The 23855-nt window shown below is 66.6% G+C and carries 21 protein-coding genes, 1 other RNA gene and 1 pseudogene; 12 read left to right on the top strand and 11 right to left on the bottom strand.

Annotated elements, in window-relative coordinates; all coding sequences use genetic code 11:
• Positions 1 to 63 precede the first annotated feature (63 nt).
• The 3 genes from BTE28158_RS15880 to BTE28158_RS15870 are packed head-to-tail and all read left to right on the top strand — an operon-like array spanning position 64 to position 2203.
• Entirely contained in the window at positions 64 to 804 is a 741-nt protein-coding gene (locus tag BTE28158_RS15880; RefSeq protein WP_124624852.1) for an amino acid ABC transporter permease, read from the top strand.
• Positions 804 to 1481, top strand: coding sequence for a glutamate/aspartate ABC transporter permease GltK (gltK, locus tag BTE28158_RS15875; RefSeq protein ID WP_151052088.1), 678 nt, complete (start codon positions 804 to 806; stop codon positions 1479 to 1481). Before BTE28158_RS15880 ends, gltK begins: the two co-directional genes overlap by 1 nt.
• Positions 1478 to 2203, top strand: coding sequence for an amino acid ABC transporter ATP-binding protein (locus tag BTE28158_RS15870; RefSeq protein ID WP_059608246.1), 726 nt, complete (start codon positions 1478 to 1480; stop codon positions 2201 to 2203). The genes gltK and BTE28158_RS15870 overlap by 4 nt, the downstream gene beginning before the upstream one ends.
• A 110-nt stretch (positions 2204 to 2313) precedes the next feature.
• On the opposite strand, the gene BTE28158_RS15865 is transcribed toward BTE28158_RS15870, so the two are convergent.
• The gene (locus BTE28158_RS15865) at positions 2314 to 7548 is read right to left on the bottom strand and encodes an autotransporter outer membrane beta-barrel domain-containing protein (RefSeq protein WP_174919956.1); all 5235 of its coding nucleotides are present in this window, start codon (positions 7546 to 7548) and stop codon (positions 2314 to 2316) included.
• 597 nt (positions 7549 to 8145) lie between these two features.
• Positions 8146 to 9063 (bottom strand): class II glutamine amidotransferase, encoded by a 918-nt coding sequence (locus tag BTE28158_RS15860; protein ID WP_151051925.1) that lies wholly within the window; start codon positions 9061 to 9063, stop codon positions 8146 to 8148.
• Positions 9064 to 9264: 201 nt separating this feature from the next.
• On the opposite strand from BTE28158_RS15860, the gene pyrC reads away from it, so the two are divergent.
• The 3 genes from pyrC to rnpB all read left to right on the top strand — a co-directional run bounded on the left by pyrC (position 9265) and on the right by rnpB (position 11628).
• Positions 9265 to 10329: a dihydroorotase gene (gene pyrC, locus BTE28158_RS15855; RefSeq protein WP_151051923.1), complete on the top strand. Its 1065-nt coding sequence runs from the start codon at positions 9265 to 9267 to the stop codon at positions 10327 to 10329.
• A complete protein-coding gene (locus tag BTE28158_RS15850) occupies positions 10326 to 11204 on the top strand; it encodes a DUF3025 domain-containing protein (protein WP_151051921.1) in 879 nt (292 codons plus the stop codon). The genes pyrC and BTE28158_RS15850 overlap by 4 nt, the downstream gene beginning before the upstream one ends.
• A gap of 12 nt (positions 11205 to 11216) precedes the next feature.
• Positions 11217 to 11628, top strand: an RNA gene (gene rnpB, locus BTE28158_RS15845) — RNase P RNA component class A.
• Positions 11629 to 11698: 70 nt separating this feature from the next.
• On the opposite strand, the gene BTE28158_RS15840 is transcribed toward rnpB, so the two are convergent.
• Both BTE28158_RS15840 and BTE28158_RS32510 read right to left on the bottom strand, forming a co-directional pair.
• On the bottom strand, positions 11699 to 12163 hold the full coding sequence (locus BTE28158_RS15840) for an OsmC family protein (RefSeq protein ID WP_081060216.1): 465 nt from the start codon (positions 12161 to 12163) through the stop codon (positions 11699 to 11701).
• Positions 12164 to 12595: 432 nt separating this feature from the next.
• A complete protein-coding gene (locus tag BTE28158_RS32510) occupies positions 12596 to 12916 on the bottom strand; it encodes a DUF1090 family protein (RefSeq protein ID WP_151051927.1) in 321 nt (106 codons plus the stop codon).
• A 312-nt stretch (positions 12917 to 13228) separates the two neighbouring features.
• Here BTE28158_RS32510 and rplM point away from each other — a divergent pair, with 312 nt between their 5' ends.
• The 3 genes from rplM (at position 13229) to erpA (ending at position 14640) form a co-directional block, all read left to right on the top strand.
• Complete coding sequence (gene rplM, locus BTE28158_RS15830) at positions 13229 to 13657, top strand: 50S ribosomal protein L13 (RefSeq protein ID WP_009687896.1); 429 nt, start codon at positions 13229 to 13231, stop codon at positions 13655 to 13657.
• An 11-nt stretch (positions 13658 to 13668) separates the two neighbouring features.
• Positions 13669 to 14061, top strand: a complete 393-nt coding sequence (gene rpsI / locus BTE28158_RS15825; RefSeq protein ID WP_011883283.1) for a 30S ribosomal protein S9 — start codon at positions 13669 to 13671, stop codon at positions 14059 to 14061.
• 207 nt (positions 14062 to 14268) lie between these two features.
• Positions 14269 to 14640 (top strand): iron-sulfur cluster insertion protein ErpA, encoded by a 372-nt coding sequence (erpA, locus tag BTE28158_RS15820; RefSeq protein WP_006751888.1) that lies wholly within the window; start codon positions 14269 to 14271, stop codon positions 14638 to 14640.
• A 129-nt stretch (positions 14641 to 14769) separates the two neighbouring features.
• Here the strand turns inward: erpA and BTE28158_RS15815 are convergent, their stop codons facing one another.
• Positions 14770 to 15918, bottom strand: coding sequence for an anhydro-N-acetylmuramic acid kinase (locus BTE28158_RS15815; protein WP_151050006.1), 1149 nt, complete (start codon positions 15916 to 15918; stop codon positions 14770 to 14772).
• A gap of 142 nt (positions 15919 to 16060) precedes the next feature.
• On the opposite strand from BTE28158_RS15815, the gene tyrS reads away from it, so the two are divergent.
• From tyrS to BTE28158_RS15800, 3 genes are read left to right on the top strand one after another with little or no spacing between them, the layout of a single operon-like run.
• The gene (gene tyrS / locus BTE28158_RS15810; RefSeq protein WP_059608253.1) at positions 16061 to 17302 is read left to right on the top strand and encodes a tyrosine--tRNA ligase; all 1242 of its coding nucleotides are present in this window, start codon (positions 16061 to 16063) and stop codon (positions 17300 to 17302) included.
• Positions 17299 to 17757 carry a D-aminoacyl-tRNA deacylase gene (gene dtd / locus BTE28158_RS15805; protein WP_006751891.1) on the top strand — a complete coding sequence of 153 codons (459 nt, stop codon included), beginning with the start codon at positions 17299 to 17301 and terminating at the stop codon, positions 17755 to 17757. The genes tyrS and dtd overlap by 4 nt, the downstream gene beginning before the upstream one ends.
• Before the next feature lie 23 nt (positions 17758 to 17780).
• Positions 17781 to 18443, top strand: coding sequence for a histidine phosphatase family protein (locus tag BTE28158_RS15800; protein WP_151050008.1), 663 nt, complete (start codon positions 17781 to 17783; stop codon positions 18441 to 18443).
• A gap of 51 nt (positions 18444 to 18494) precedes the next feature.
• Here BTE28158_RS15800 and BTE28158_RS15795 read toward each other — a convergent pair.
• The 6 genes and pseudogenes from BTE28158_RS15795 to purH form a co-directional block, all read right to left on the bottom strand.
• Positions 18495 to 18638: pseudogene (locus tag BTE28158_RS15795) on the bottom strand (ParB/Srx family N-terminal domain-containing protein); the annotation flags it as partial.
• Positions 18639 to 18689: 51 nt separating this feature from the next.
• The gene (locus tag BTE28158_RS15790) at positions 18690 to 19643 is read right to left on the bottom strand and encodes an oxygenase MpaB family protein (protein ID WP_151050010.1); all 954 of its coding nucleotides are present in this window, start codon (positions 19641 to 19643) and stop codon (positions 18690 to 18692) included.
• A gap of 24 nt (positions 19644 to 19667) precedes the next feature.
• On the bottom strand, positions 19668 to 20735 hold the full coding sequence (ruvB, locus tag BTE28158_RS15785) for a Holliday junction branch migration DNA helicase RuvB (protein ID WP_059608256.1): 1068 nt from the start codon (positions 20733 to 20735) through the stop codon (positions 19668 to 19670).
• A 108-nt stretch (positions 20736 to 20843) separates the two neighbouring features.
• Positions 20844 to 21425, bottom strand: coding sequence for a Holliday junction branch migration protein RuvA (gene ruvA, locus BTE28158_RS15780; protein WP_059451998.1), 582 nt, complete (start codon positions 21423 to 21425; stop codon positions 20844 to 20846).
• Between the two features lie 159 nt (positions 21426 to 21584).
• Positions 21585 to 22127: a crossover junction endodeoxyribonuclease RuvC gene (gene ruvC / locus BTE28158_RS15775; protein WP_151050012.1), complete on the bottom strand. Its 543-nt coding sequence runs from the start codon at positions 22125 to 22127 to the stop codon at positions 21585 to 21587.
• Between the two features lie 151 nt (positions 22128 to 22278).
• Positions 22279 to 23844 carry a bifunctional phosphoribosylaminoimidazolecarboxamide formyltransferase/IMP cyclohydrolase gene (gene purH, locus BTE28158_RS15770; protein WP_059608257.1) on the bottom strand — a complete coding sequence of 522 codons (1566 nt, stop codon included), beginning with the start codon at positions 23842 to 23844 and terminating at the stop codon, positions 22279 to 22281.
• Positions 23845 to 23855 lie beyond the last annotated feature (11 nt).

Here is a 23855-nt window from a genome sequence, read left to right as displayed (position 1 = left end):
AATGACGCTACTGAAACGGAAGAGGCCTCGCTTCTTCCGTTTCTTTTTGCTGGAGTCTTGCCCATGTCTTACCACTGGAACTGGGGCATCTTCCTGAGCCCCGTCTCGACCGGCGAGCCGACGACTTACTTCGGATGGCTGATGTCCGGATTCTGGGTGACGATCGAGGTGTCGCTCGTCGCCTGGGTCGTCGCGCTGATCGTCGGTTCGCTGTTCGGCGTGCTGCGCACGGTGCCGAACAAATGGCTGTCCGCGATCGGCACCGTGTACGTGTCGATCTTCCGGAACATCCCGCTGATCGTGCAGTTCTTCGTCTGGTACCTCGTCGTGCCCGAACTGCTGCCCGCGTCGATCGGCACCTGGATCAAGCAGTTGCCGCCCGGCACGCAGTTCTTCACCGCGTCGATCGTCTGTCTGGGCCTGTTCACGGGCGCGCGCGTGTGCGAACAGGTGCGCTCGGGGATCAACGCGCTGCCGAAGGGCCAGCGCGCCGCCGGCCTCGCGATGGGCTTCACGCAATGGCAGACGTACCGCTACGTGCTGCTGCCCGTTGCGTACCGGATCATCGTGCCGCCGCTCACGTCCGAGTTCCTGAACATCTTCAAGAACTCCGCGGTCGCGTCGACGATCGGCCTGCTCGACTTGTCCGCGCAGGCCCGCCAGCTCGTCGACTACACCGCGCAGACCTACGAGTCGTTCATCGCGGTGACGCTTGCGTATGTGCTCATCAACCTCGTCGTGATGGCGTTCATGCGCTGGATCGAAGGCCGCACGCGGCTGCCCGGCTACATCGGAGGCAAGTGATGCATCAGTTCGACTGGAGTAGTATTCCCGGCGCGATACCGACGCTGTGGACGGGGGCGATCGTCACGTTCAAGATCACGCTGATCGCGATCGTCATCGGCATCGTTTGGGGCACGCTGCTGGCGTTGATGCGGCTGTCCGGCGTGAAGCCGCTCGAGTGGTTCGCGAAGGCATACGTGACGGTGTTCCGCTCCATCCCGCTCGTGATGGTGCTGCTGTGGTTCTTCCTGATCGTGCCGCAGGTGCTGCAGGGCGTGCTCGGGCTGTCGCCGACGATCGACATCCGGCTCGCGTCGGCGATGGTCGCGTTCTCGCTGTTCGAAGCCGCGTATTATTCCGAGATCATCCGCGCCGGCATCCAGTCGGTGCCGCGCGGGCAGGTGAACGCCGCGTTCGCGCTCGGCATGAACTACGCGCAGGCCATGCGCCTCGTGATCCTGCCGCAGGCGTTCCGCGCGATGGTGCCGCTGCTGCTCACGCAGGCGATCGTCCTGTTCCAGGATACGTCGCTCGTGTACGTGATCAGTCTCGCGGACTTCTTCCGCACGGCCGCCAACATCGGCGACCGCGACGGCACGACCGTCGAGATGGTCCTGTTCGCCGGCGCATGCTATTTCGTGATTTGCTCGTTGGCGTCTGTTCTCGTCAAGAGTCTCCAGAAAAAGGTCACACGATGATTTCCATCAAGAACGTTTCCAAGTGGTACGGCCAGTTTCAAGTTCTCACCGACTGCACGACCGAGGTCAAGAAAGGCGAAGTGGTCGTCGTGTGCGGCCCGTCGGGCTCCGGCAAGTCGACGCTGATCAAGACCGTCAACGGCCTCGAGCCGTTCCAGCAGGGCGAGATCCTCGTGAACGGCCAGTCGGTCGGCGACAAGAAGACGAACCTGTCGAAGCTGCGCTCGAAGGTCGGGATGGTGTTCCAGCACTTCGAGCTGTTCCCGCATCTGTCGATCACCGAGAACCTGACGCTCGCGCAGGTCAAGGTGCTCGGCCGCGGCAAGGACGAAGCGACCGACAAGGGCATGAAGCTGCTCGATCGCGTCGGCCTGAAGGCGCATGCGCACAAGTTTCCGGGCCAGCTGTCGGGTGGCCAGCAGCAGCGGGTCGCGATCGCGCGCGCGCTGTCGATGGACCCGATCGCGATGCTGTTCGACGAGCCGACGTCCGCGCTCGATCCCGAGATGATCAACGAGGTGCTCGACGTGATGGTCGAGCTCGCGCAGGAAGGGATGACGATGATGGTCGTCACGCACGAGATGGGCTTCGCGAAGAAGGTCGCCCATCGCGTGATCTTCATGGACAAGGGCGCGATCGTCGAGGACGACCGCAAGGACGATTTCTTCTCGAATCCGAAGTCGGATCGCGCGAAGGACTTCCTCGCGAAAATCCTGCACTGAGCGCTCGTGCGCGCGGAATGCGCAAACCGCCCGGCCGAACGCCGGGCGGTTTTTTTTCGCCTGCCGTCCGTCGCCCGCCGCTGGCGACGAACGGATTCCGGCGCGCGGCGTTACCAGCTGTAGCGGTAGCCAACCTGCCCGGTGACGCCGCGCCGGTAATCGCCGCCGATGTTGCGCGCATATTTCACGTTCGCGTACAACTCGCCCGACTTGCCGAAGCCCGCGGTCACGCCAAGGCCGAGCTCGTACCACGTGCGGCCCAGGTGCGTCGCGAACGGCGTGCCGCCGACGACGGTCTGGCCCGGCGACAGGAAGTCGTGCAGCACGTCGGCAGTGAAGTACGGCGTCGCGGCGCCGCCACCCGCGTTCGCGTCGAGGTTCGGCCGGAAGATGCGCACGCCGACGCGTCCGCGCAACGCATTGGTCGTCGTGCCCGACACGGCCGACACATTGTCGTCGAACCCGTTCAGCTTCAGGTACTGATACATCAGCTGCGCCTGCGGCTCGACCGCGATCGGCGTGCCGCCGATCCCGAACGGCTTGCCGACCTCCTGCGACAGTGCGATGCCGAAGCCGTTCTGCGATGCCTCGTTGCCGTAGCTGTCGCGATAGCGGTTGCCGTAGTGCGTGACCTGGCCGACGCTGTCGAAGTAGGTGCCGTCGGACAGGTAGCGCGTCCAGTAGCCGCCGACGCTCTGCGCGTGCATCTCGACCGAGCCCGTCGACGTCGACAGGCCCGCTGCGTCGGCGCGTGCCATGTCGCTGAAGCTCGCGTTCGCGACGCCGATGCTCGCCGTCACGCCCGCATGCGTGCTGCCGCCGCCTGGCGCCTGGTCGAGCGTCCAGTCCTTGCCGAACTGCGCGAAGAACGTGCGCTCGTCGGCCGCGAAGCGTCCCGCGTTCGCATCGAGGCTCTGTCCGCCGATGCGGCCCCACACACCGTCGCGGTTGCCCGACGCCTGCTTCTCGAGGTTGTAGATGTCGCCGACGCGCTCGTGCAGCTTGCCGAGCGTCGAGAAGCCGTAGTCCGCGTTCAGCAGCGGCGTCATCGCATAGCCCGCGACGCCCGGACGGTACGCGAGATTGCCGCCGCCTTTGATGACGTTCGGGCCGACCGGATCGCCCGGGTCCGTCGGGTCGAGTTGCGAGCGCAGATACCAGCCGTTCGCATCGCTCTGTCCGCCTCGGTAGAGCCGGTATTCGTATGCGCCGGCCTGCACCGGGCCCGCGAGATGGAACGCCGATGCGGAGGTCGTGCCGCCGTTGGTCGTGACGACCACCGGAATCCCTTCGCCCGTCGTCTGCGCGCCGGTGCCGGCCGTGTTCGCGATCTTCAGCCCCGTCGTGCCGGTCGCGGCACCGCCGTTCACGATCAGCCGGTCGGTCGGCGATGTATCGGCGCCGAGATAGGTGTTCAGCGCGATCGTGCCGCCGTTGCCGACGTAACTGCCGGTCGTCAGCGTCCGGTAGCTGCCTGCCGCCGTCGGCGCGCCGGACGGCGCGGCGAATGCAACCAGACCCGCGTTGTTCAGGCTGCTCAGCACGGAGCTGCCGGTCATGTGCCACGTGCTCGTGCCGTCCACGGTGAGCGCGACCGGATCGATCTTGCCGGTGAGGGTCGTGCCGTTCGTCAGGAACACGTTGCCGGTGCTCGACGCGTCCGACACGATGTCGCCGGCGAGATTCACGGCCGATGCGTTGAAGGTCGCGGTGCTCCCGTTCGCGAGGTCCAGCAGTGTGCCGTTGCCGGCCGTCACGACGGTGCCGTTGCGCACCGCGATATCGACCGTGCCGCCGCGCGCCGCGAACGCCGGCCCGGCGACGGACGCGACGCTGCCGCCGTCGACGAGCACTGCGCTCGTCGCGCCGGTCGCGAGCGTGTCGGTGCTCAGCACGCCGGCCGTCGCGCCCTTGAGCGTCGTGCCGGTCAGCGCGAGCACGCCGCCGCCGTCGACCGTCGCGCCGTTGCCGGCCGCGCTCGCGATCGACGAACCCGTGTCGCCGATGCGGCCGCCGTTCCGTACGACGAGGCCGTCGGCTGCCGTGCCCGCCGTGGAGACCTTCGCGCCCGCCAGCAGTGCGATCGCGCCGCTGCCCGCGACGATCGCGTGCGCGCCGGCACCCGTCGTCGTGACGGTCGTACCGTCGGCCGCGAGCGTCGAATCCGCGCCCGTCACGAAGAGGCCGCGCGCGTCGTCGCCGGCGGTGCGCACGACGGTCGCCGCATCGGTCGCGATGCGCGCGCCGGCGCCCGTCGACGACAGTCCGTCGGCGCCGGCGCCGGTCGTGCCGATCCGCGTGCCTGACAGCGCGATCGTCGTGTTCGAGCCGAGGTTGTCGATGCCCTTGCCCACGCCGCCCACCGCGATCGACGTCGCGCCGGCTGCGATCCCGCCGCCCGACACGGTCGAGTCGATCAGCACGCCGTCGGCGCTGCCGTTCGCGACGACGGTGCCCGCGCCCGACAGGGCGACCGACGCGCCGGTACCCGTCAGGTGAACGCCGGCGATGCCGTCGTCCGCCTCGATCGTGCCCGCGTTGGCGAGCGTTGCCGACGCGCCCTGCACGAGCGCACCGGTGCCTTTCGATACGCGGATCGCCGACGCGTTGTTCACCGTGCCGAGCGTGCCGATGACAACCCCCGTCGAGCCGGCGCCGGTCAGCAGCACCGTATTGCGGTTCTCGAGCGTGCCGAGGTTTTGCGCGACGAAGCCGGTCACGCCGGCCGTCGACGACGCGACCGCCGCGTTGTTGGTCAGCGTCGTCGCGACCGGCGTTCCGGCGTTCGCTCCGGTAAGGGCGTGTGCCTGGCCGTCGACGGTGCCCGCGATCGCGCCGGCCGCATTCAGGTCGATGGTCGCGCCCGAGTCGATCGTGCCCGTCGCGCCGCCTTCGACTGCGACCGCGATTCCGTCCGTGCCGTTGACGTTGTAGGTGGCGTGGCCCGTGGACAGCGTCGTGCCGGCACCCGTGGCAAGCACGCCGCGCGCGCGCTGCCCGTTCACGTCGGTCGTCAGCGTGCCGGCCGCCGACGCGCCCGTATAGGCCGCGCCGCCCGCGATGCGGAACAGCGTCGAATCGTCGGTATCGACGCTCAGGTGCTGCGCGGCGACGTTGATCTTCGAGCCGGCGCCGTATGCGTAGAAACCGATCTGGTTCGTGCCGGACATGAAGGCGGGCACGGCGTTGGCGTCGACGTTGATCGTCGCGCCCGAGCGCGCGTGGACGCCGATCGCGCCGTTGCCGGTCAGGTTGAGCGCGCCGTCGACCGTGGCCTTCGCGCGCGGCCCTTCGGCCCACACGCCATAGTTGCGCGTGTCCGACGCCGGATCGAGCCCGCCGGCCACGTTGATCGTGCCGGTCGACGTCGCGGCCGTCGCGGTCGAACCGGTGCCGACCACCATGATGCCGATGCCGTTCACGCCGTTCAGCGTGATCGTGCCCGTGTTGGTCACGGTCGCGGCCGTATTGGCCGCGAGCATGCCGACGTTGGCGAACGGCGTGCCGGGTGCCGCACCGTTCACGATGATCGTGCCCGCGTTGCGCAGCGTGCCGGACGACGAACCGATGCTCGCCATCCCGGCGCCGTTTTGCGTCTGCGAGCCGATCACGATCGAGCCGAGGTTGCTGGCGGTGCCCGATGCGCCGAGCAGGATCCCGTAGGAATGCGCGGACAGCGCGACGTCGTTCGCCGCTGCCCCCGGTCCGTATTGGGCCGCACGGCCGAGATAGATCGTGCCGCCGGCCGCGTTCGTGAAGGCGCCGCCGGCCGCGAAGCCGCCGATCACCTGGCTGTCGAGCGTCGTCGCGTTGACGCCGACATTGATCGTGCCGGCGTTCGACGCGTTCGCACCGTTCGTCACGGCCACCGCGTAGTTCTGCAGGTCGGGGCGGTTGCCGTCGAGCGTCCATGCGCCGACGTTCATCACGCCATTGTTGACGAACGAGGTGCCCGTGCCGCTTGCGTACACGCCGTTGCCCTCGGTGTACGCGTGGAAGCCGAAGTTGTCGGGCGGCGCGCTGCTGCTCGTGTCGAAATTGTCGCCGGACGCGTAGCCGGACGAGATCGTGCCGTTGTTGACGCCGCTCGCGCCGCTCAGCAGGCGCACCAGCGTGAAGTCGCCCGACAGGCGGCCGTCGTTGACGAAGTGCGCGCCGTTTTCCGCGAGGACGGCCGAGCTCGAAGCGATCGTGTTGGTGCCGCGGAAGTCGATCTGGCCGTCCTTGCCGATCTGCAGCGTTGCATTCGCGCCGGTGCCGTGCATTGCCGACAGGTGATCGATCGGCAGCGTGTTCTTGTCGCCCGACGATACGTTGTTCTGATACTGGAAGGTTTGCTGCGAGAACGTGACGGCCTGGCCGAACGCATTGTCGTAGGCGGCCTGGGAGCCGAGCGCGCCGCTTTGTACCGAACGCACGAGAAAGTCGTTGTACGCGGCGAGCGACGCGGCGTCGGTGACGGTCCACGTGCTGCCGTCGAATGCGGTGAAGGTGCCCGCGTAGGCCGGGACGTCGACCTGGAGATTGCCAACGGCACCGCCGCTCGCGAGATAGTCGCCGGTGCCGAGCCAGACCTGGTTGCGCGAATTCCAGTTGACGACGCTTTTTGCCGTGCCCGTGCCGTCCGCGAAGGTCAGGTCGGTCTGCTTCGGCGCGATCGAGATCGCGTTGCCGGCCGCGTCTGGCGCGTTCGCGGGATTGCCGATCGACACGTTCAACGTGCCGCCGGTGTTGTCGACGGTGCCGATCCGCAGGTTCACGTACTGGTTCCCGTTCACGTCATGGTAGACGGGCACCTCGGCCGAGCCGGCCGTCGACGCGGCGAATGCGGACGAGTTGTACGTGGCGATCGACGTATGGGTGCCCGTAATCGTGTCGGGCGTGCTGACGCTCTGCGTCTTGCCGCCGAGCGACAGCAGCGGCTGGTTCGGGTTGCCCGACACGATGGACGTATTGCCGATCGGCGTGAGCGTATAGCCGGGGTCGCCGGCGGCACCCGTCCATGCACCCGTCACGCCGACCGTGTCGCCGCCCGATACGGTCGTGGCGCCGGCCAGGTTGTCGTTGACGGTCGGGCTGACGCTGCCGAGCGCGCAACTGCCGCCGCTTGCGACCGCCGAACCGTTACCGCAGGTCGATGCGTACGCGGAGCCGGCCGACAGCGCGGCCAGCGCCGCACCGAGCGCGGCGACGCGTAGCGGCGAGCGGCGGATCGCCGTACGGCCGTCACGGCGGCTTGCGGCCGATTGGGTGCCCGAACGCTTGCCGCGCGCCCGGGCCGTTTCCGCAACCGCGACCCAGCAGCCGGCAGCTTCGCTCCATATCGATCGAAATGAGTGATTCACGACAAGCCCCTCTTTCTTCTTTTGAAGTGGTATTCGCCGTATGCGGCGAATGCGCATTCCACGGTGATGTGTGTTTCGAATGGACGTGCGGCAGCCGTGGCTGCGTCGAGTGCCAATCAGGATTCGTTACACCGAAGATGGAGCGAGTCTACTAATCGACGGGGTGGTCGATTTTCAAAAAAATCAAGATATGTAAGGATGGTAACGGTATGGGGTGGTATTTCTGGATTGTGTGGTTAATCGAACTGAAAGCCTTGGTGGGGAAGGGTTTGGTGGACCTTCTTATGGGCCGGGCGGAATCGCCAGGTCGGTGGGATAGCGCACGATCAGTGTTGGGTTCGTGCTTTAAACTGCGGCTTCCGGATTATCTGTTTTAGACCGCTTTTATCTTGTTTTTTGTTGGTTAATTATTTTCTCTCGAAAATTAATAAAATAAAAGCGGATGTTGTATGGCGATGATCGCGTGCATCCAATGGCGATCTGAATGAAACGCGAAACGTCGCCGGGCGGAGATTTTCACTGCCGGTGATCGCCGGGTCGTGACGCGCGCGCACAAGCGGAAGGCGGGAAGGGCGGGCGCCCGACGGCGCGGCGCGCTCAGTAGTCGATCGGGTCGTCGGCGTCGTCCGCGGTGCCGGCCGCCAGCGCCTCGCGCTGCACACCGCCGCACGGGGCGGACGCCGATGCGTCGAGCGCCGGGTTGCGCAGCTTCTCGAGCACGCGCTCGGGCACCGGAATCTGCATCCGCGCGGTGACGTCGCCGCACTGGAACATGATCAGCTCGCCCGGTTCGAACGAGGTCCAGATTTCGTTGTCGGTCAGCGGCTGCGTGGCGATCACCGCGACGCGATCCTCGGGCGTCGTGTATTTCGCAAAGTCGATTGACAGGTCTTCGTCGACCAGATGCGCGGTCGAGAACGGCCAGCGCCGCACGAGGTAGTGCAGCCGCGTCGAGCAGTGCGCGAAGAGCGCCTGGCCGTTCGACATCAGGAAGTTGAACACGCCGTGATCGGTGATGCCGCGCGTCAGCTCGCCGACGCGCTCGAACAGTTCCGGCAACGGCGGCTGCGCGCCGGGGAACGCTTCGCGCAGCCCCTGCATCAGCACGCAGAACGCCTTCTCGCTGTCGGTCGTGCCGACCGGATGGTAGACGCTGCCGTCGAGATCGGGTTCGTAGTCCTGCAGATCGCCGTTATGCGCGAAGATCCAGTGCCGCCCCCACAGCTCGCGCATGAACGGGTGGCTGTTCTCGAGCAGGATGTGACCCTGTGTGGCCTTGCGGATATGCGCGATCGTGTTCTTGGACTTGATCGGGTAGCGCTTCACCATTTCGGCGATCGGCGACGTGGCCGACGCCTGCTGGTCGATGAACAGGCGACACGCCTTGTCCTCGAAGAACGCGATCCCCCAGCCGTCGGCATGGTGATCGGTGAGGCCGCCCCGGGCCGCGAAACCTGTGAAGGAGAATGTGACGTCCGTCGGCGCGGCGCAGTTCATTCCTAGGAGTTGGCACATTTTACTTGGGGCGGGGGCGGAAGCTGGGTAACCAACCGGGTGAACCCCGGTACAATGTGGCTTCTAGCATATCACCGAGCCTTGAGCGGTAAAAAGCGGATTCCGCCAGCCGAAGGCCTCGTGTTGCGGTTTGCCGTCAGTCGGCCCGCGCACGCGCGTTCCGGCCCCGCGGATCGCCAGCCCGTTCCTACAACGCCTCCTATGACTGCCTCGAACGCTTCCTCTCCGGCGACGCTCACGCTCGCCCGTCCCGACGACCTGCACCTGCACCTGCGCGACGGCGACATGCTGGCCGCGGTGCTGCCGCACACGGCGCGCCAGTTCGCCCGCGCGATCGTCATGCCGAACCTGAAGCCGCCCGTCACGACCACCGCGCACGCGCAGGCGTATCGCGAGCGGATCCTGGCCGCGCTGCCGGCGGGCATGGCGTTCGAGCCGCTGATGACGCTGTACCTGACCGACAACACGGCGCCCGACGAAATCAACCGCGCGCGCGACAGCGGCTTCGTGCATGGCGTGAAGCTGTATCCGGCCGGCGCGACGACGAACTCCGACCATGGCGTCAGCGATCTCGCGAAGTGCGCGAAGACGCTCGAGGTCATGCAGGAAACCGGCATGCCGCTGCTCGTGCACGGCGAGGTGACCGATCCGGCGATCGACATGTTCGATCGCGAGAAGGTGTTCATCGACCGCGTGATGACGCCGCTGCGGCGCGATTTCCCCGGCCTGAAGGTCGTGTTCGAGCACATCACGACGAAGGACGCGGCCGACTACGTGCGCGACGCCGACGCTGCGCCGGGTCTGCTCGGCGCGACGATCACGCCGCAGCACATGCTGTACAGCCGCAACGCGCTGTTCGTCGGCGGGATTCGCCCGCATTACTACTGCCTGCCGGTGCTGAAGCGCGAAACGCACCGCGTCGCGCTCGTCGAAGCCGCGACGTCGGGCAACCCGCGCTTCTTCCTCGGCACCGACAGCGCGCCGCACGCGCGCGACGCGAAGGAAACCGCGTGCGGGTGCGCGGGCTGCTACACGGCACTGCACGCGCTCGAGCTGTATGCGGAAGCGTTCGACCAGGCCGGCGCGCTCGACAAGCTGGAGAATTTCGCGAGCCGCTTCGGCGCCGATTTCTACGGGCTGCCGCACAGCACCGAGACGATCACGCTGCGTCGTGAGACCTGGGAACTACCGCGCGAGGTCTTCGCGGGCGATACGCCGGTCGTGCCGCTGCGCGCCGGCGAAACGATCGGCTGGAAGTTCGCGTGACCGGCACGCCGCCGCGCGGGGCCGGCCTGACGGTCGGCGGCGGGGCGGCGGTATTCGCGCAGATCGACTGGTCAGCGCCGTGGCTCGCGCCTTACGCGGCGCCCGGTCGTGCGCTGCAGGCGGCTGCGCTCACGGGCGAGACCGCGCTGCTCGATGCGCTGAACGGTGCGCTGCACGGCGGTACGCGGGCGAGCGGCCGCGGCCGGCCGCTGCGCTTCGTGCCGCAGGCGGAGCTGCCGCCAGGCATCGCATACGAAACGCATATCGCCGACACGGGCGGCGTCCCGACCCGTCACAATCTTCACGACTTCTTCAATGCGCTCGTCTGGTTCGCGTATCCGCGCACCAAGGCCGCGCTGAACGCACGCCAGGCCGCGGCGATCGACGCCGCGGGCGGCGTCGGCCCCGTGCGCGGCACGCTGCGCGATGCGCTCACGCTGTTCGACGAGAACGCCGCGCTGTTCGTGACGTCCGACCGTGCGCTCGCCGACGCGCTGCGCGGCTTCAACTGGCAACTGCTGCTGGTGGCGGCGCGCGACGCGTGGGGCACGCGCTGCGAGGCGCGGCTCGTCGGCCATGCGCTGCTCGAGAAGCTCGTCACGCCGTACAAGTCCTGCACCGCGCACACGTGGATCGTCGAAGTGAGCGACGACTATTTCTCGTGGCCCGACGCGCAGCGTGCCGCGCATGTCGATGAGCGGATCGCCGGTGAATTCGCGACCCGTGACCTGACGAGCCGTGACTTCGCGCCGCTCCCGGTGCTCGGCGTGCCGGGCTGGTGTCACGCGAATGCCGCGCCCGCGTTCTACGACGACCCGGCGGTTTTCCGCAGCGGCCGCCGTTCGCACGCTGCCGGCGGCGGCGCGCAGTGCTAGAATGCGCGTCGCAAAGCAGGCCAGGCAGTCGCGGCCTCGCCGCCTTCGGGCAGGCGAGGGCGAGGAAAGTCCGGACTCCACAGGGCAGGGTGATGGCTAACGGCCATCCGTGGCGACACGCGGAACAGGGCAACAGAAAGCAAACCGCCGATGGCCCGGCGCAAGCCGGGATCAGGTAAGGGTGAAACGGTGCGGTAAGAGCGCACCGCGGCGACGGCGACGTCCGCCGGCACGGTAACCTCCACCCGGAGCAATTCCAAGTAGGCAGGCGCGCATTTTCGGATGCAGGACGGGGCCCCCGTCTCGTCTGCGGGTAGGAAGCTTGAGCGCGTCAGCAATGGCGCGTCTAGAGGAATGGCTGCCACGCGCCGTGCGCTTCGGCGTACAGCGTGCACAGAATCCGGCTTATCGGCCTGCTTTGCCGCTCGAATGCGAAAGGGCCGGCGCTCCGTCAGGAGCGCCGGCCCTTTTTTTCATGCGTGGCTGCCGGGCGTTCAGGCCGCGACGATGTCGAACGAATGCGTGAGCTCGGCCGTCTTCGCGATCATGATCGACGCGGAGCAGTACTTGTCGTGTGACAGGTTGATCGCGCGCTCGACCGTCGCCGGGTTCAGGTTGCGGCCCGTGACGGTGAAGTGGAAGTGGACCTTCGTGAACACCTTCGGATCTTCGCTCGCGCGCTCGGCCTTCAGCGTGACCGAGCAGCCGGTGACTTCCTGGCGGCTCTTCTTCAGGATCAGCACGACGTCGTACGCGGTGCAGCCGCCGGTGCCGACCAGCACCATTTCCATCGGGCGCGGCGCGAGATTATGGCCGCCACCTTCCGGTGCGCCGTCCATCGCGACGAGGTGCCCGCTTCCGGTCTGGGCGGAAAACGCCATGCCGTCCTGACCCATCCAGCTTACTTTGCATTCCATGCTTGCACTCCAGCGTTGCCTGATTCGGATTCGATCACGCATTGTAGCCCGCGGTGCAATAGTCGGCTGATGCGCTGCACGACGCGCAACGTCGCGCCGCCGCACGCGGCGCCTGGCGGGGCGCCGAACGCCGATTTCCCGGCTGGCTTTAGGGGTATTACTCTAGATGTGCCGGATTTCTGGTTGCGTTATTTTTCACAATCTATTGATTTTAAAAGGGAAAATCCGCTATGCCGTGAAATTCTTCATATTTCGCATCATGGTGTGAGATTTCGTAATGCAAATTTTCTTGTGATGTCGGCGGTGCGTTCGTATAATGAGCCCCATTGGTTGTCGCGCTGCGGCAACCTCCGCATGTCTCCTCCACCCTCCTCCTAAGGTGGATTAAGCCCGAACCAGCCGTTCGGGCTTTTTTTCGTTCCGTGCAAGCATCGGCGCGCAGTTTGCGCGCTCCGATGCCTGTCGTTGACGCCGTTACGCGGGCCGCCGTGCGACTGCCTGCGATGCCGCGCCGGTTGGCGTGTCGGTCGAACCGGCGGCAGGCGGCGGGACCTGCGCGGCCGATGCGTGTCCATGACCGCGCGCGCAGAAGTGGCGTACGCGTTCGCGTACCGCGCGCAGGCGGGCGATGCGATCTTCGGCATGGGCGCCGCGAGCGTCGGCGATACGGGCGTCGAGTGCGTCGAGCTTGGCCTCGCAGCCGGCCCTGGCGGCGACGGCGGGCGCGGCGACGGCGGGCGCGGCGGCGGCCAGCAGCGCGGCCGCGAGAAGGGGCGTAAGTCGTTGTTTCATCATGCTTGTTTGTTGTTTTTCCGTTGTCGGCCGGTCTGGCGCGGCAAGGTCAGGTACCGCGCGTCGATGGGTGCCTCCCCGGGCGCTCGGTTCGCCTGGTATATCGGGGCACGACCGGATTTTGGCCCATTTCGGGCGCCGCCGGCACGGGACGCGGATTCTTTTTGACCGCGCTGCCGCATTTCCTTTATAATTCAGGGCTTTTCCGCATTCATGCCCACGGAAAAAGAACAGGGAGAGCCTGCACCGCGCCTCGAAGCGCACACAGACAAGCAGGAAGAACACATCGGGCAAAGCATTTTTTTTGGATCGATCATGAAGACGTTTTCCGCAAAAGCCCATGAGGTGACGCGTGAATGGTACGTGATTGACGCGACGGATAAGGTTCTCGGCCGTGTTGCCAGCGAAGTGGCACGCCGTCTGCGCGGCAAGCACAAGCCTGAGTTCACCCCGCACGTCGACACTGGTGATTTCATCATCATCATCAACGCAAGCAAATTGAAGGTCACGGGCAACAAGACTCTGGACAAGAAGTACTACCGTCACTCGGGCTACCCGGGCGGTATCTATGAAACGACGTTCGGCAAGATGCAAGAACGCTTCCCGGGCCGTGCGCTCGAGAAGGCGGTCAAGGGCATGCTGCCGAAGGGCCCGCTCGGCTACGCGATGATCAAGAAGCTGAAGGTCTACGCTGAAGCGACGCATCCGCACTCGGCTCAACAGCCGAAAGCGCTCGAGATCTAAGGGGAGCCCACATGATCGGTAACTGGAACTACGGTACGGGCCGCCGCAAGAGCGCAGTCGCACGTGTCTTCATCAAGGCTGGCAAGGGCGACATCATCGTCAACGGCAAGCCCATCGCTGACTACTTCTCGCGCGAAACGTCGCTGATGATCGTGCGTCAACCGCTGGAACTCACGAACCACGGCCAGACGTTCGACATCAAGGTGAACGTGAACGGCGGCGGCGAAACGGGTCAGGCAGGCGCAGTGCGCCACGGCATCACCCGCGCGCTGATCGACTACGATGCGACGCTGAAACCGTCGCTGTCGAACGCAGGCTTCGTCACGCGCGATGCACGTGAAGTCGAGCGTAAGAAGGTTGGTCTGCGCAAGGCACGCCGCGCAAAGCAGTTCTCGAAGCGTTAATTCCGCTTCATGGCCGCGCCGCTTCCGGGCGGCGTCCGCCGGAAAAACCGCCAGTTTTCGCGCTGGCGGTTTTTTTATGCCCGCGCGGCGGCCCCCCGCGGGCGGTTTCCTTTACGGAAATCAACAAGAACCTATTGATTTCATGGACATCAGCACGATCTTCTGATCGGCCCTACAATAGCGGCTAAAGCTTTTTGGAGAGTTCGCATGAACGCTGTTACCGAATCCGCAGCAACGACCGCCGAAATGCCGGTACCGTTCGTCTTCACCGACGCCGCGGCCGACAAGGTCAAGCAACTGATCGACGAAGAGGGCAATCCCGACCTGAAGCTGCGCGTATTCGTGCAGGGCGGCGGCTGCTCGGGCTTCCAGTATGGCTTCACGTTCGACGAGGAAGTCAACGAGGACGACACCGTGATGAACAAGAACGGCGTCCAGCTCCTGATCGACTCAATGAGCTACCAGTACTTGGTCGGCGCCGAGATCGACTACAAGGACGACCTCAACGGCGCCCAGTTCGTGATCAAGAACCCGAACGCAACGACCACCTGCGGGTGCGGCTCGTCGTTCTCGGTCTGAGCGCACGACGGAACCTGTCCGGTTCGCCGGAATAAAAAACGGGGCATCATGCCCCGTTTTTTTGTGCCCATGCGCGGTGCGAACCGCCGAACCGAGCGGCCTGCGGGTCGTCGCATCCCGGGCCTTCCATCAGCGCGGATAAAGCGCGCCTAGTACGCGCGCGTCCGCGGCACCCGTCACGCTCGCGAGGTTGCCGGGCTGGCGCGCGGTGAAGCGATACGCGAGCCACGCGAACGCAAGTGCTTCGACCTGTTGCGGCGGCACGCCGAGCGCAGCTGTCGTATCCACCGTTGCCGGCACGCCAGCCTCGCGCAGTGCATCCGCGAGCGCGGCGAGCAGCACCGGATTGCGGGCGCCGCCGCCGCAGACGAACACGGCCCTGCAATCCGTCGCATGCTGCGCGACTTCGCGGGCGACCGAGACGGCGGTGAGCGCCGTCAGCGTCGCCTGCACGTGTTCCGGCGCAACCTGCGCGAACGCGGCGAGCTTCGCGTCGAGCCACGCGGGGTTGAACAGGTCGCGGCCGGTGCTTTTCGGCGGCAGCGCGGCGAAGTAAGGCTCGTCGAGCAGCGCGTCGAGCAGCGGCGCGTGCACGGTGCCGCGCGCGGCGAACTTGCCGCCGTCGTCGTACGGCTTGCCGAGGTGGCGCGTCGCCCATGCGTCGAGCAGCGCGTTCGCGGGCCCGCAGTCGAAGCCGCGCACGTCGCCGCCATCACCGGGCAGGATCGTGATGTTGCTGATGCCGCCGAGGTTGCAGACGACCCGCGTCTCGCCCGGCGCGCCGAACATCGTCGCATGGAACGCAGGCGCGAGCGGCGCGCCGTGGCCGCCGGCCGCGACGTCGCGGCTCCGGAAATCGGCGATCACGTCGATATGGGCAAGCTCCGCGAGCAGCGCCGGATTGTTGAGCTGGCGCGTGTAGCCGCGCTCGGGACGGTGCCGGACCGTCTGGCCATGCACGCCGATCGCGCGGATCTCGTCGCGCGACAGGCCGGCGGTGCGCTGCAACTCGTGACAGCACACCGCGTAGCGCGCGACGAGCGCGTTCGCCGCGACCGATTCGCGGTCGATCTCGTTGTCGCCGGGCTCCTGCAGCGCGAACAGCGCGTCGCGCAGCGATTGCGCGAAGCCGACGAACGCTTCCGCGAGCACGACCGGCGCGCGGCCGGTCTCGAAACGCACGGCGACGCCGTCGACGCCGTCCATGCTGGTCCCCGACATCAGTCCGAAGTAGATGCCGTCTGCCGGATGGGCGGGTTGCGGATGTCGTTGCGGCACGTTGGATTCTCCTGGATCGAGCGACGCGGGCCTGTGCCACGCGCCTTGCGCCCGATTATCCGCGCAACCTGACGCATCGTTAAGCGATGCACGCGCAAGTTATGGGAAAATCCCTGTCTTTGCGACATTCTTCCTGGCACCGATGAGCACCGAACCCAGTTCCAAGCCTGTTTTCCCGATTACCGACGAAGTCCGCCATGCGCTCGCCGTCACGAAGCGCGGCGTCGACGAACTGCTGATCGAGGAAGAGTTCGCGCAGAAGCTCGCGCGCAGCGCGGCTACCGGCACGCCGCTGCGCATCAAGCTCGGCCTTGATCCGACGGCGCCCGACATCCACATCGGCCATACGGTCGTGCTGAACAAGATGCGTCAGCTGCAGGATCTCGGCCACACCGTGATCTTCCTGATCGGTGATTTCACGTCGCTGATCGGCGACCCGTCGGGCCGCAATGCGACGCGTCCGCCGCTCACGCGCGAACAGATCGAGTCGAACGCGAAGACCTACTTCGAACAGGCCGCGCTCGTGCTCGACCGCGAAAAGACCGAAATTCGCTACAACAGCGAATGGTCGATGCCGCTCGGCGCGGACGGGATGATCAAGCTCGCGTCGCGCTACACGGTCGCGCGGATCCTCGAGCGCGAGGATTTCACGAAGCGCTTCCAGAGCGGCGTGCCGATCTCGATCCACGAATTCCTGTACCCGCTGATGCAGGGTTACGACTCGGTCGCGCTGAACGCCGACCTCGAACTCGGCGGCACCGACCAGAAGTTCAACCTGCTCGTCGGCCGCGAACTGCAGAAGCAGTACGGCCAGGAACAGCAGTGCATCCTGACGATGCCGCTGCTCGAAGGCCTCGACGGTGTCGAGAAAATGTCGAAGTCGAAGGGCAACTACGTCGGCATCAGCGAGAAGCCGACCGACATGTTCGGCAAGCTGATGAGCATCTCGGACACGCTGATGTGGCGTTACTTCGAACTGCTGTCGTTCCGCAGCCTCGACGAAATCGCCGGTTTCAAGCGCGACGCCGAAGGCGGCCGCAATCCGCGCGACTTCAAGGTGCTGCTCGCGCAGGAAATCGTCGCGCGCTTCCACTCGCAGGCCGACGCCGAGCGTGCGCTCGAAGATTTCAATCACCGCGCGAAGGGCGGTGTGCCGGACGACATCCCGTCGGTCACGCTCGCGGGCGCGCCGCTCGCGATCGGTCAGCTGCTGAAGCAGGCGGGCCTCGTGCCGTCGACGAGCGAAGCGCTGCGCAACATCGAGCAAGGCGGCGTGAAGATCGACGGTGCGACGGTGTCCGACAAGGGCCTGAAGGTCGAGGCCGGCGAGTTCGTCGTCCAGGTCGGCAAGCGCCGCTTCGCGCGCGTCACGCTGACAGCATGATCGCGCTGATCCAGCGCGTGAAGCGCGCCGACGTGCGCGTCGGCGACCGCACGACGGGCGAGATCGGCGCAGGGCTGCTCGCGCTCGTCTGCGCGGAGCGCGGCGACACCGAGGCCGCCGCTGACAAGCTGCTCGCGAAGCTGCTCGGCTATCGCGTATTCAGCGATGCGGCCGGCAAGATGAACCTGCCGGTGTCGAACATCGATGGCGCGGGCGGCGCCGGCGGCCTGCTGCTCGTGTCGCAGTTCACGCTCGCCGCCGATACCAATAGCGGGCTGCGTCCGAGCTTCACGCCGGCCGCGCCGCCCGACGAAGGCGCGCGCCTGTTCGACTATTTCGTCGCGGCCGCGCGCGAGCGTCATCCGGTCGTCGAGACGGGCGAATTCGGCGCCGACATGCAGGTGTCGCTCGTCAACGACGGTCCCGTGACGTTCTGGCTGCAAGTGCGGCCCTGATTCCTTCCCCGAGACGCGCCGCGATGACCACCACGCAGATTCTCTTCATTCGCCATGGCGAGACGGCCTGGAACCGCATCAAGCGCATTCAGGGCCATATCGATATCCCGCTCGCCGACACGGGGCTTGCGCAGGCGCAGCGGCTGGCCGTCCGGCTCGCGCGGGAAGCGCATGAAGGGCAGCGGATCGACGCGATCTATTCGAGCGACCTGATGCGCGCGCAGCAGACCGCGCAACCCTTTGCCGATGCGCTTGGGCTGCCGCTGCGGTTGCACGAAGGGTTGCGCGAACGCGCGTACGGCGTGTTCCAGGGGCATGACAGCACCGAGATCGAGACGCTGTTTCCGGATGCCTACGCCGCGTGGCAGACGCGCGACCCGGGTTTCGCGCCAGACGGCGGCGAGTCGCAGCGCGCGTTCTATCATCGCGTGCTGCATGCGCTCGAGCCGATCGTCGCCGCGCATCAGGGCGGGCGCATCGCATGCGTCGCGCACGGCGGCGTGCTTGATTGCGTGTATCGCTTTGCAAACGGTCTCGACCTGTCGGCGCCGCGCAGCTATCAGTTGCTCAACACCAGCATCAACGTCGTCGATTACGTCGATGGCCGTGCGCAAGTCGTGCAATGGGCCGACGTGTCGCACCTGGATACCGCAAGCGACGACGACGGGTATCGCAAGGTACTTTGATGCAGTCATGCCGGCCACGCCGGTGTGACCGGCCGGGGGCCGCCTTCCACGTCAGGCTTGGTGCGGCGGTGCTTGGCGCGTTCTGTAGTCGAGCGTGTACGCGGTCCTGCCGGGCTTGTCGGCCGTGATCGGCTGGCGCAGCTTGTCGAATTCCCCTTTCGTGTGCTTCTTCCCGCCATGGATCGCATCGGCGCGGCGATCACGGGAATTTGCCGGCAAATTGAAATAATCCGAAGAAAAGGATCGTCAGGCGTGCGGAGTACCGTCTGGCGGTGTCGCGGTTGCGCGGCGGCGTGCGCGTTTCGACGCGCCGTTGACGAGCGCCCAGCGCAGCACGGGGGCGACCGCCCTGATACCGGGCCGGACCACCGCGCGTCGCAGCGGCGCGAACGTCGACACGCCGAGCATGCGCTGCGCCCAGTTCGGCAGCAGGTCTATGCCCGCATGCATGATCAGTGACGCAGCCGGCCGCAGCGCGGGCGTAGAGACCGGCACATTCAGCAGGATGTGCATGACGTCGAAGGTGCGTGGCCCCGCTTCGAGTTCGGGCTGCAGGCGCGCGAAATAGGCCGCGACTTCCGCACGCGAACGGGGAACATCCCGGGCGCCGAGCAACTCGGCGATCAACGCCGTCTCAGCGTAGTAGCCGTCCTGCTGTTCGCCCGACAGCGACGGATTCACATAGCGCAAATGTGCGGCGAGGAAGCTCGATACTTCCGCGACATGCACCCAGGTCAGCAACGCCGGATCGTCGGCTCGGTACGGCCTGCCGTCGGGCGCGGTGCCCGATACGCGCGCGTGGATCGTTTTTACGCGCTCGATCAGCGCGAGTGCGTCCGCGCGGCTGCCGAACGTCGTGCCCGTGATGAACGTGGCGGTGCGCCGCAAGCGGCCGAGGATGTCGGTGCGAAACGACGAGTGATCCCAGACGCCCGCCAGCGCGAGCGGATGGAGCGCCTGCAGCAGCAGCGCGGCAATGCCGCCCGTCATCATCGACGTGAAATCGGCATGCACGCGCCAGCAGATGGCGTCAGGGCCGAACAGCCCCGGGTCTCCGGGAGGCGACGACAGATCGATCGACGGACCGCCGCCACCTGTCGTCAGGTGCGTGATGCCCGCCACGAGCCGCTTGCGGATCGGTTCGACCCAACGCGGGCCCGGCGTGGGCGTGGCGGGGTGCGGGCTGGGCGGCGTGGTCATGGCAGGCGCGGTGCGGGCGGCGGGTTACTTCCCGTCGGCGGTATCCCACATCCCGCGTTCGGTCTTGCCGGCATCGGGCGCGGAGAGCCCGAAGTGGCGGTACGTGAGCAGCGTCGCGACGCGCCCGCGCGGCGTGCGCTGCAGGAAGCCCTGCTGGATCAGGTACGGTTCGAGCACGTCCTCGATCGTGTCGCGCTCCTCGCCGATCGCCGCCGCGAGGTTGTCGATACCGACCGGGCCGCCGTCGAACTTGTGCAGGATCGCCTCGAGCAGCTTGCGGTCCATCAGGTCGAAGCCGACCGGATCGACGTCGAGCATCGCGAGCGCGGCGTCGGCCACGGCCGCGGTGATCTGGCCGTCGGCCTTCACTTCCGCATAGTCGCGCACGCGGCGCAGCAGCCGGTTCGCGATCCGCGGCGTGCCGCGCGAGCGCTTCGCGATTTCCAGCGCGCCGTTCGGATCGATCTGCGCGTTCAGCAGCGACGCCGAGCGCCGCACGATGCGCGACAGTTGCTCGGCATTGTAGAACTCGAGGCGCGCAACGATCCCGAAGCGATCGCGCAGCGGGTTGGTCAGCATTCCCGCGCGGGTGGTTGCGCCGACCAGCGTGAACGGCTGCAGATCGAGCTTCACGCTGCGTGCGGCCGGTCCTTCGCCGATCATGATGTCGATCTGGTAATCCTCGAGTGCCGGATACAGGATTTCCTCGACGACCGGCGACAGCCGGTGGATTTCGTCGATGAACAGGACGTCGTTCGCTTCGAGGTTGGTCAGCAGCGCGGCGAGATCGCCCGCGCGCTCGAGCACGGGGCCCGACGTCTGGCGCAGGTTCACGCCCATCTCGCGCGCGATGATGTGCGCGAGGGTGGTCTTGCCGAGGCCTGGCGGCCCGAACAGCAGCACGTGATCGAGCGGCTCGGAGCGGCGCTTCGCGGCCTCGATGAAGATCTCGAGCTGGCCGCGCACCTTTTCCTGGCCGACGTAGTCGTCGAGCTGGCGCGGCCGCAGCGCGCGTTCGAACACCTCCTCGTGCGACGAGGCGGGCGTGGCGGCGATGATCCGCTCGGCGGCGAGTTTGTCGGTTTCAATCATGCGGCCATTGTACCGCGCGCGGTCACGCGGTCGAACTGGCCGAACGGCCGACTGGCGCGCGCCGCACGGCGGCGCGACACTGGCTGCGACAGCCGGTTCGGGCGGGTGTTACGCCTTCGACAATGCCTTGAGCGCGAGCTTGATGCCCTCGGACACGCCGGTGCCGGCCGGCACGTTCTTGATCGCGGCGAGGCCTTCCTTTTCCGAGTAGCCGAGCGCGAGCAGCGCGTTGAGGATGTCGGTCGCGTGATCGGACTGGGATGCGGCACCGGCGAGCGCACCGAGGTCCGCGCCGAGCTTGCCCTTTAGCTCGAGCAGCAGGCGCTCGGCGGTCTTCTTGCCGATGCCGGGCAGGCGCGTGAGACGTGCGGCGTCCTGCATCGTCACTGCCTGCGCGAGCTCTTGCACGCTCATGCCGGACAGCACGGCTAGCGCCATGCGTGCGCCGATACCGGTGATCTTCAGCAGTTCGCGGAAGGTCGTGCGCTCCTGCGGCGTCAGGAAGCCGTACAGCAGGTGCGCGTCCTCGCGCACGATCTGCTGCGTGAGCAGCACGACGCGCTCGCCCGTCTGCGGCAGGTTGTAGAAGGTGCTCATCGGCACGTCGATCTCGTAGCCGACGCCGTTGCAGTCGACGAGCAGGTGGGGCGGGTTCTTTTCGAGCAGGATGCCGGCGATGCGACCGATCATGGATGGCGGGAAGCGAGGAAGAAAGCGCGAGTGTAGCGCAGGTGCGGCGCGATGCCGATGGGTTGGCCGTCAGGTTGGGGTGGCGATCAGGCGATCAGGCGGGTAGAGCGGTTGCAGGCGCAACGCGTGCATTGCGCCTTGGATGTGCGTGTCGTTGCGTCAGCCGACGAGCCGTCCGCGCCGCACCCGCAGTCCCTTTTTCGCGAGCGCTGGCGCGAGGCCGCTGATCGTGCCGAGCGTATTACCGCTGTGTGCATGGCAGATCGCCATCCCAAGCGCATCGGCCGCGTCGCTGCCGGGCTGGCCCGTGAGGTTGAGCAGCCGCGTGACCATCTCCTGCATCTGCGACTTGGTCGCGCGGCCGTAACCGACGACGGCCTGCTTCAGTTGCAGCGCGGTGTATTCGGCCACCGGCAAGCCGCCGGCGACGAGCCCGCAGATTGCGGCGCCGCGTGCCTGGCCGAGCAGCAGTGTCGACTGCGGGTTCACGTTGACGAACACCTGTTCGATCGCGGCCTGGTCGGGCGTGTGCTCGCGCACGAGCGTCGATACGCCCTGGAAGATCGTGCCGAGTCGGGTGGCCAGGTCGGCCGTTGGCGTGCGGATCACGCCGCTTGCGACATAGGCGAGCCGGTGGCCGCTGACGTCGATGATGCCGAAGCCGGTCACACGCAGGCCAGGGTCGATGCCGAGAATTCGCATGAGTGAGGAGAAAAACCTGATGCAGCGATACTACAACGAATGGTGTGCGGTGCCGGCCGCACGGTCGTGTACGTCGGCGCCGCGCAATAAAAAACCCGGCGGGTATGATGCCGCCGGGTTTGCATGCAGCGGCCGCGCGGGCCGCATGCGATCAGTGACGGAAGTGACGCACGCCCGTCAGGATCATCGCAATGCCGTGCTCGTCGGCCGCCGCGATCACTTCGTCGTCGCGCATCGAGCCGCCCGGCTGGATCACGCAGGTCGCGCCTGCCGCCACGACGACGTCGAGACCGTCGCGGAACGGGAAGAACGCATCCGACGCGACGGCCGAGCCGGCCAGCGTAAGGCCCGCGTTCTGTGCCTTGATGCTCGCGATGCGCGCGGAATCGACGCGGCTCATCTGGCCGGCGCCGACGCCGAGCGTCATGCCGTTGCCGCAGAACACGATCGCGTTCGACTTCACGTACTTCGCGACGCGCCATGCGAACAGCAGGTCGTCCATTTCCTTCGCGGTCGGTTGACGCTTCGTGACGACGCGCAGCTCGCTCGGCTGCACGTTCTTCGAATCGAGCGACTGCACGAGCAGGCCGCCGCCCACGCGTTTCAGGTCGAACGCGTTATGACCGTCGCCGAGCGCGATTTCGAGCAGGCGCACGTTCTGCTTCGCGGCGAACACCTGCTTCGCGGCGTCGGAGAACGACGGTGCGATCAGCACTTCGACGAACTGCTTCGCAACAGCCTGGGCAGCCGCTTCGTCGACTTCGCGGTTGAACGCGATGATGCCGCCGAAGGCCGAGGTCGGGTCGGTCTGGAATGCCTTCGCGTATGCGTCGGCCGAATCGTTGCCAACTGCGACGCCGCACGGGTTCGCATGCTTGATGATCACGCAGGCCGGTGCGTCGAACGTCTTCACGCATTCCCACGCAGCGTCCGAATCCGCGATGTTGTTGTACGAGAGTTCCTTGCCCTGCAGCTGGCGGTAGTTCGCGAGCGCGCCGGCCGGCGTCGCGAGATCGCGGTAGAACGCCGCGCTCTGGTGCGGGTTCTCGCCGTAGCGCAGGTCCTGGACCTTGTTGAACGCCATGTTCAGTGTTGCCGGGTACGCGCTGCGCGATGCGTGCTTCAGCTCGTCGGTCAGGCTCGTCAGGTAGTTCGTGATCGCGCCGTCGTATTGCGCGGTGTGCGCGAACACCTTCGTCGCGAGGCGGAAGTTGGTCGCGTAGCCGACCGCGTTGCCGTTCGCCTTCATTTCGTCGAGCACGACCGAGTAATCGGCCGGATCGACGACGACCGTCACGTCGCGGTGGTTCTTCGCGGCGGAGCGCAGCATCGTCGGGCCGCCGATGTCGATGTTCTCGATCGCGTCGGCGAGCGTGCAGTCGTCCTTCGCGATGGTCGCGACGAACGGGTACAGGTTCACGACGAGCAGGTCGATCGTCGGGATGCCGTGCTGTTCCAGCGCCTGCATGTGCTCGGGCAGGTCGCGGCGGGCCAGGATGCCGCCGTGCACCTTCGGGTGGAGCGTTTTCACGCGCCCATCGAGCATTTCCGGGAAGCCCGTGTAATCAGCCACTTCGGTAACGGGCAGGCCCGCGTCGGCGAGCAGTTTCGCGGTGCCGCCGGTCGACAGCAGCTTGACGCCGAGGTCGGACAGCGACTTCGCGAAGTCGACGATGCCGGTCTTGTCGGAAACGGAAATGAGCGCTTGCTTGATCATGATGGAACCAC

It is taken from the genome of Burkholderia diffusa, from assembly GCF_902499115.1.
In the GTDB taxonomy this organism is placed as follows: Bacteria; Pseudomonadota; Gammaproteobacteria; order Burkholderiales; family Burkholderiaceae; genus Burkholderia; species Burkholderia diffusa.
This window is presented reverse-complemented; position numbering and strand designations above follow the sequence as displayed.

What these genes read in the sequence shown, in the direction of transcription:
- BTE28158_RS15880 (WP_124624852.1), top strand. Translation starts at nt 64, where the DNA reads ATGTCTTACCACTGGAACTGGGGCATCTTCCTGAGCCCCGTCTCGACC.
- BTE28158_RS15800 (WP_151050008.1), top strand. Translation starts at nt 17,781, where the DNA reads ATGACCACCACGCAGATTCTCTTCATTCGCCATGGCGAGACGGCCTGG.
- BTE28158_RS15870 (WP_059608246.1), top strand. Translation starts at nt 1,478, where the DNA reads ATGATTTCCATCAAGAACGTTTCCAAGTGGTACGGCCAGTTTCAAGTT.
- ruvB (WP_059608256.1), bottom strand. Translation starts at nt 20,735, where the DNA reads ATGATTGAAACCGACAAACTCGCCGCCGAGCGGATCATCGCCGCCACG.
- ruvC (WP_151050012.1), bottom strand. Translation starts at nt 22,127, where the DNA reads ATGCGAATTCTCGGCATCGACCCTGGCCTGCGTGTGACCGGCTTCGGC.
- ruvA (WP_059451998.1), bottom strand. Translation starts at nt 21,425, where the DNA reads ATGATCGGTCGCATCGCCGGCATCCTGCTCGAAAAGAACCCGCCCCAC.
- BTE28158_RS15860 (WP_151051925.1), bottom strand. Translation starts at nt 9,063, where the DNA reads ATGTGCCAACTCCTAGGAATGAACTGCGCCGCGCCGACGGACGTCACA.
- BTE28158_RS15840 (WP_081060216.1), bottom strand. Translation starts at nt 12,163, where the DNA reads ATGCGTGATCGAATCCGAATCAGGCAACGCTGGAGTGCAAGCATGGAA.
- purH (WP_059608257.1), bottom strand. Translation starts at nt 23,844, where the DNA reads ATGATCAAGCAAGCGCTCATTTCCGTTTCCGACAAGACCGGCATCGTC.
- erpA (WP_006751888.1), top strand. Translation starts at nt 14,269, where the DNA reads ATGAACGCTGTTACCGAATCCGCAGCAACGACCGCCGAAATGCCGGTA.
- dtd (WP_006751891.1), top strand. Translation starts at nt 17,299, where the DNA reads ATGATCGCGCTGATCCAGCGCGTGAAGCGCGCCGACGTGCGCGTCGGC.
- BTE28158_RS15790 (WP_151050010.1), bottom strand. Translation starts at nt 19,643, where the DNA reads ATGACCACGCCGCCCAGCCCGCACCCCGCCACGCCCACGCCGGGCCCG.
- BTE28158_RS32510 (WP_151051927.1), bottom strand. Translation starts at nt 12,916, where the DNA reads ATGATGAAACAACGACTTACGCCCCTTCTCGCGGCCGCGCTGCTGGCC.
- rplM (WP_009687896.1), top strand. Translation starts at nt 13,229, where the DNA reads ATGAAGACGTTTTCCGCAAAAGCCCATGAGGTGACGCGTGAATGGTAC.
- gltK (WP_151052088.1), top strand. Translation starts at nt 804, where the DNA reads ATGCATCAGTTCGACTGGAGTAGTATTCCCGGCGCGATACCGACGCTG.
- pyrC (WP_151051923.1), top strand. Translation starts at nt 9,265, where the DNA reads ATGACTGCCTCGAACGCTTCCTCTCCGGCGACGCTCACGCTCGCCCGT.
- tyrS (WP_059608253.1), top strand. Translation starts at nt 16,061, where the DNA reads ATGAGCACCGAACCCAGTTCCAAGCCTGTTTTCCCGATTACCGACGAA.
- rpsI (WP_011883283.1), top strand. Translation starts at nt 13,669, where the DNA reads ATGATCGGTAACTGGAACTACGGTACGGGCCGCCGCAAGAGCGCAGTC.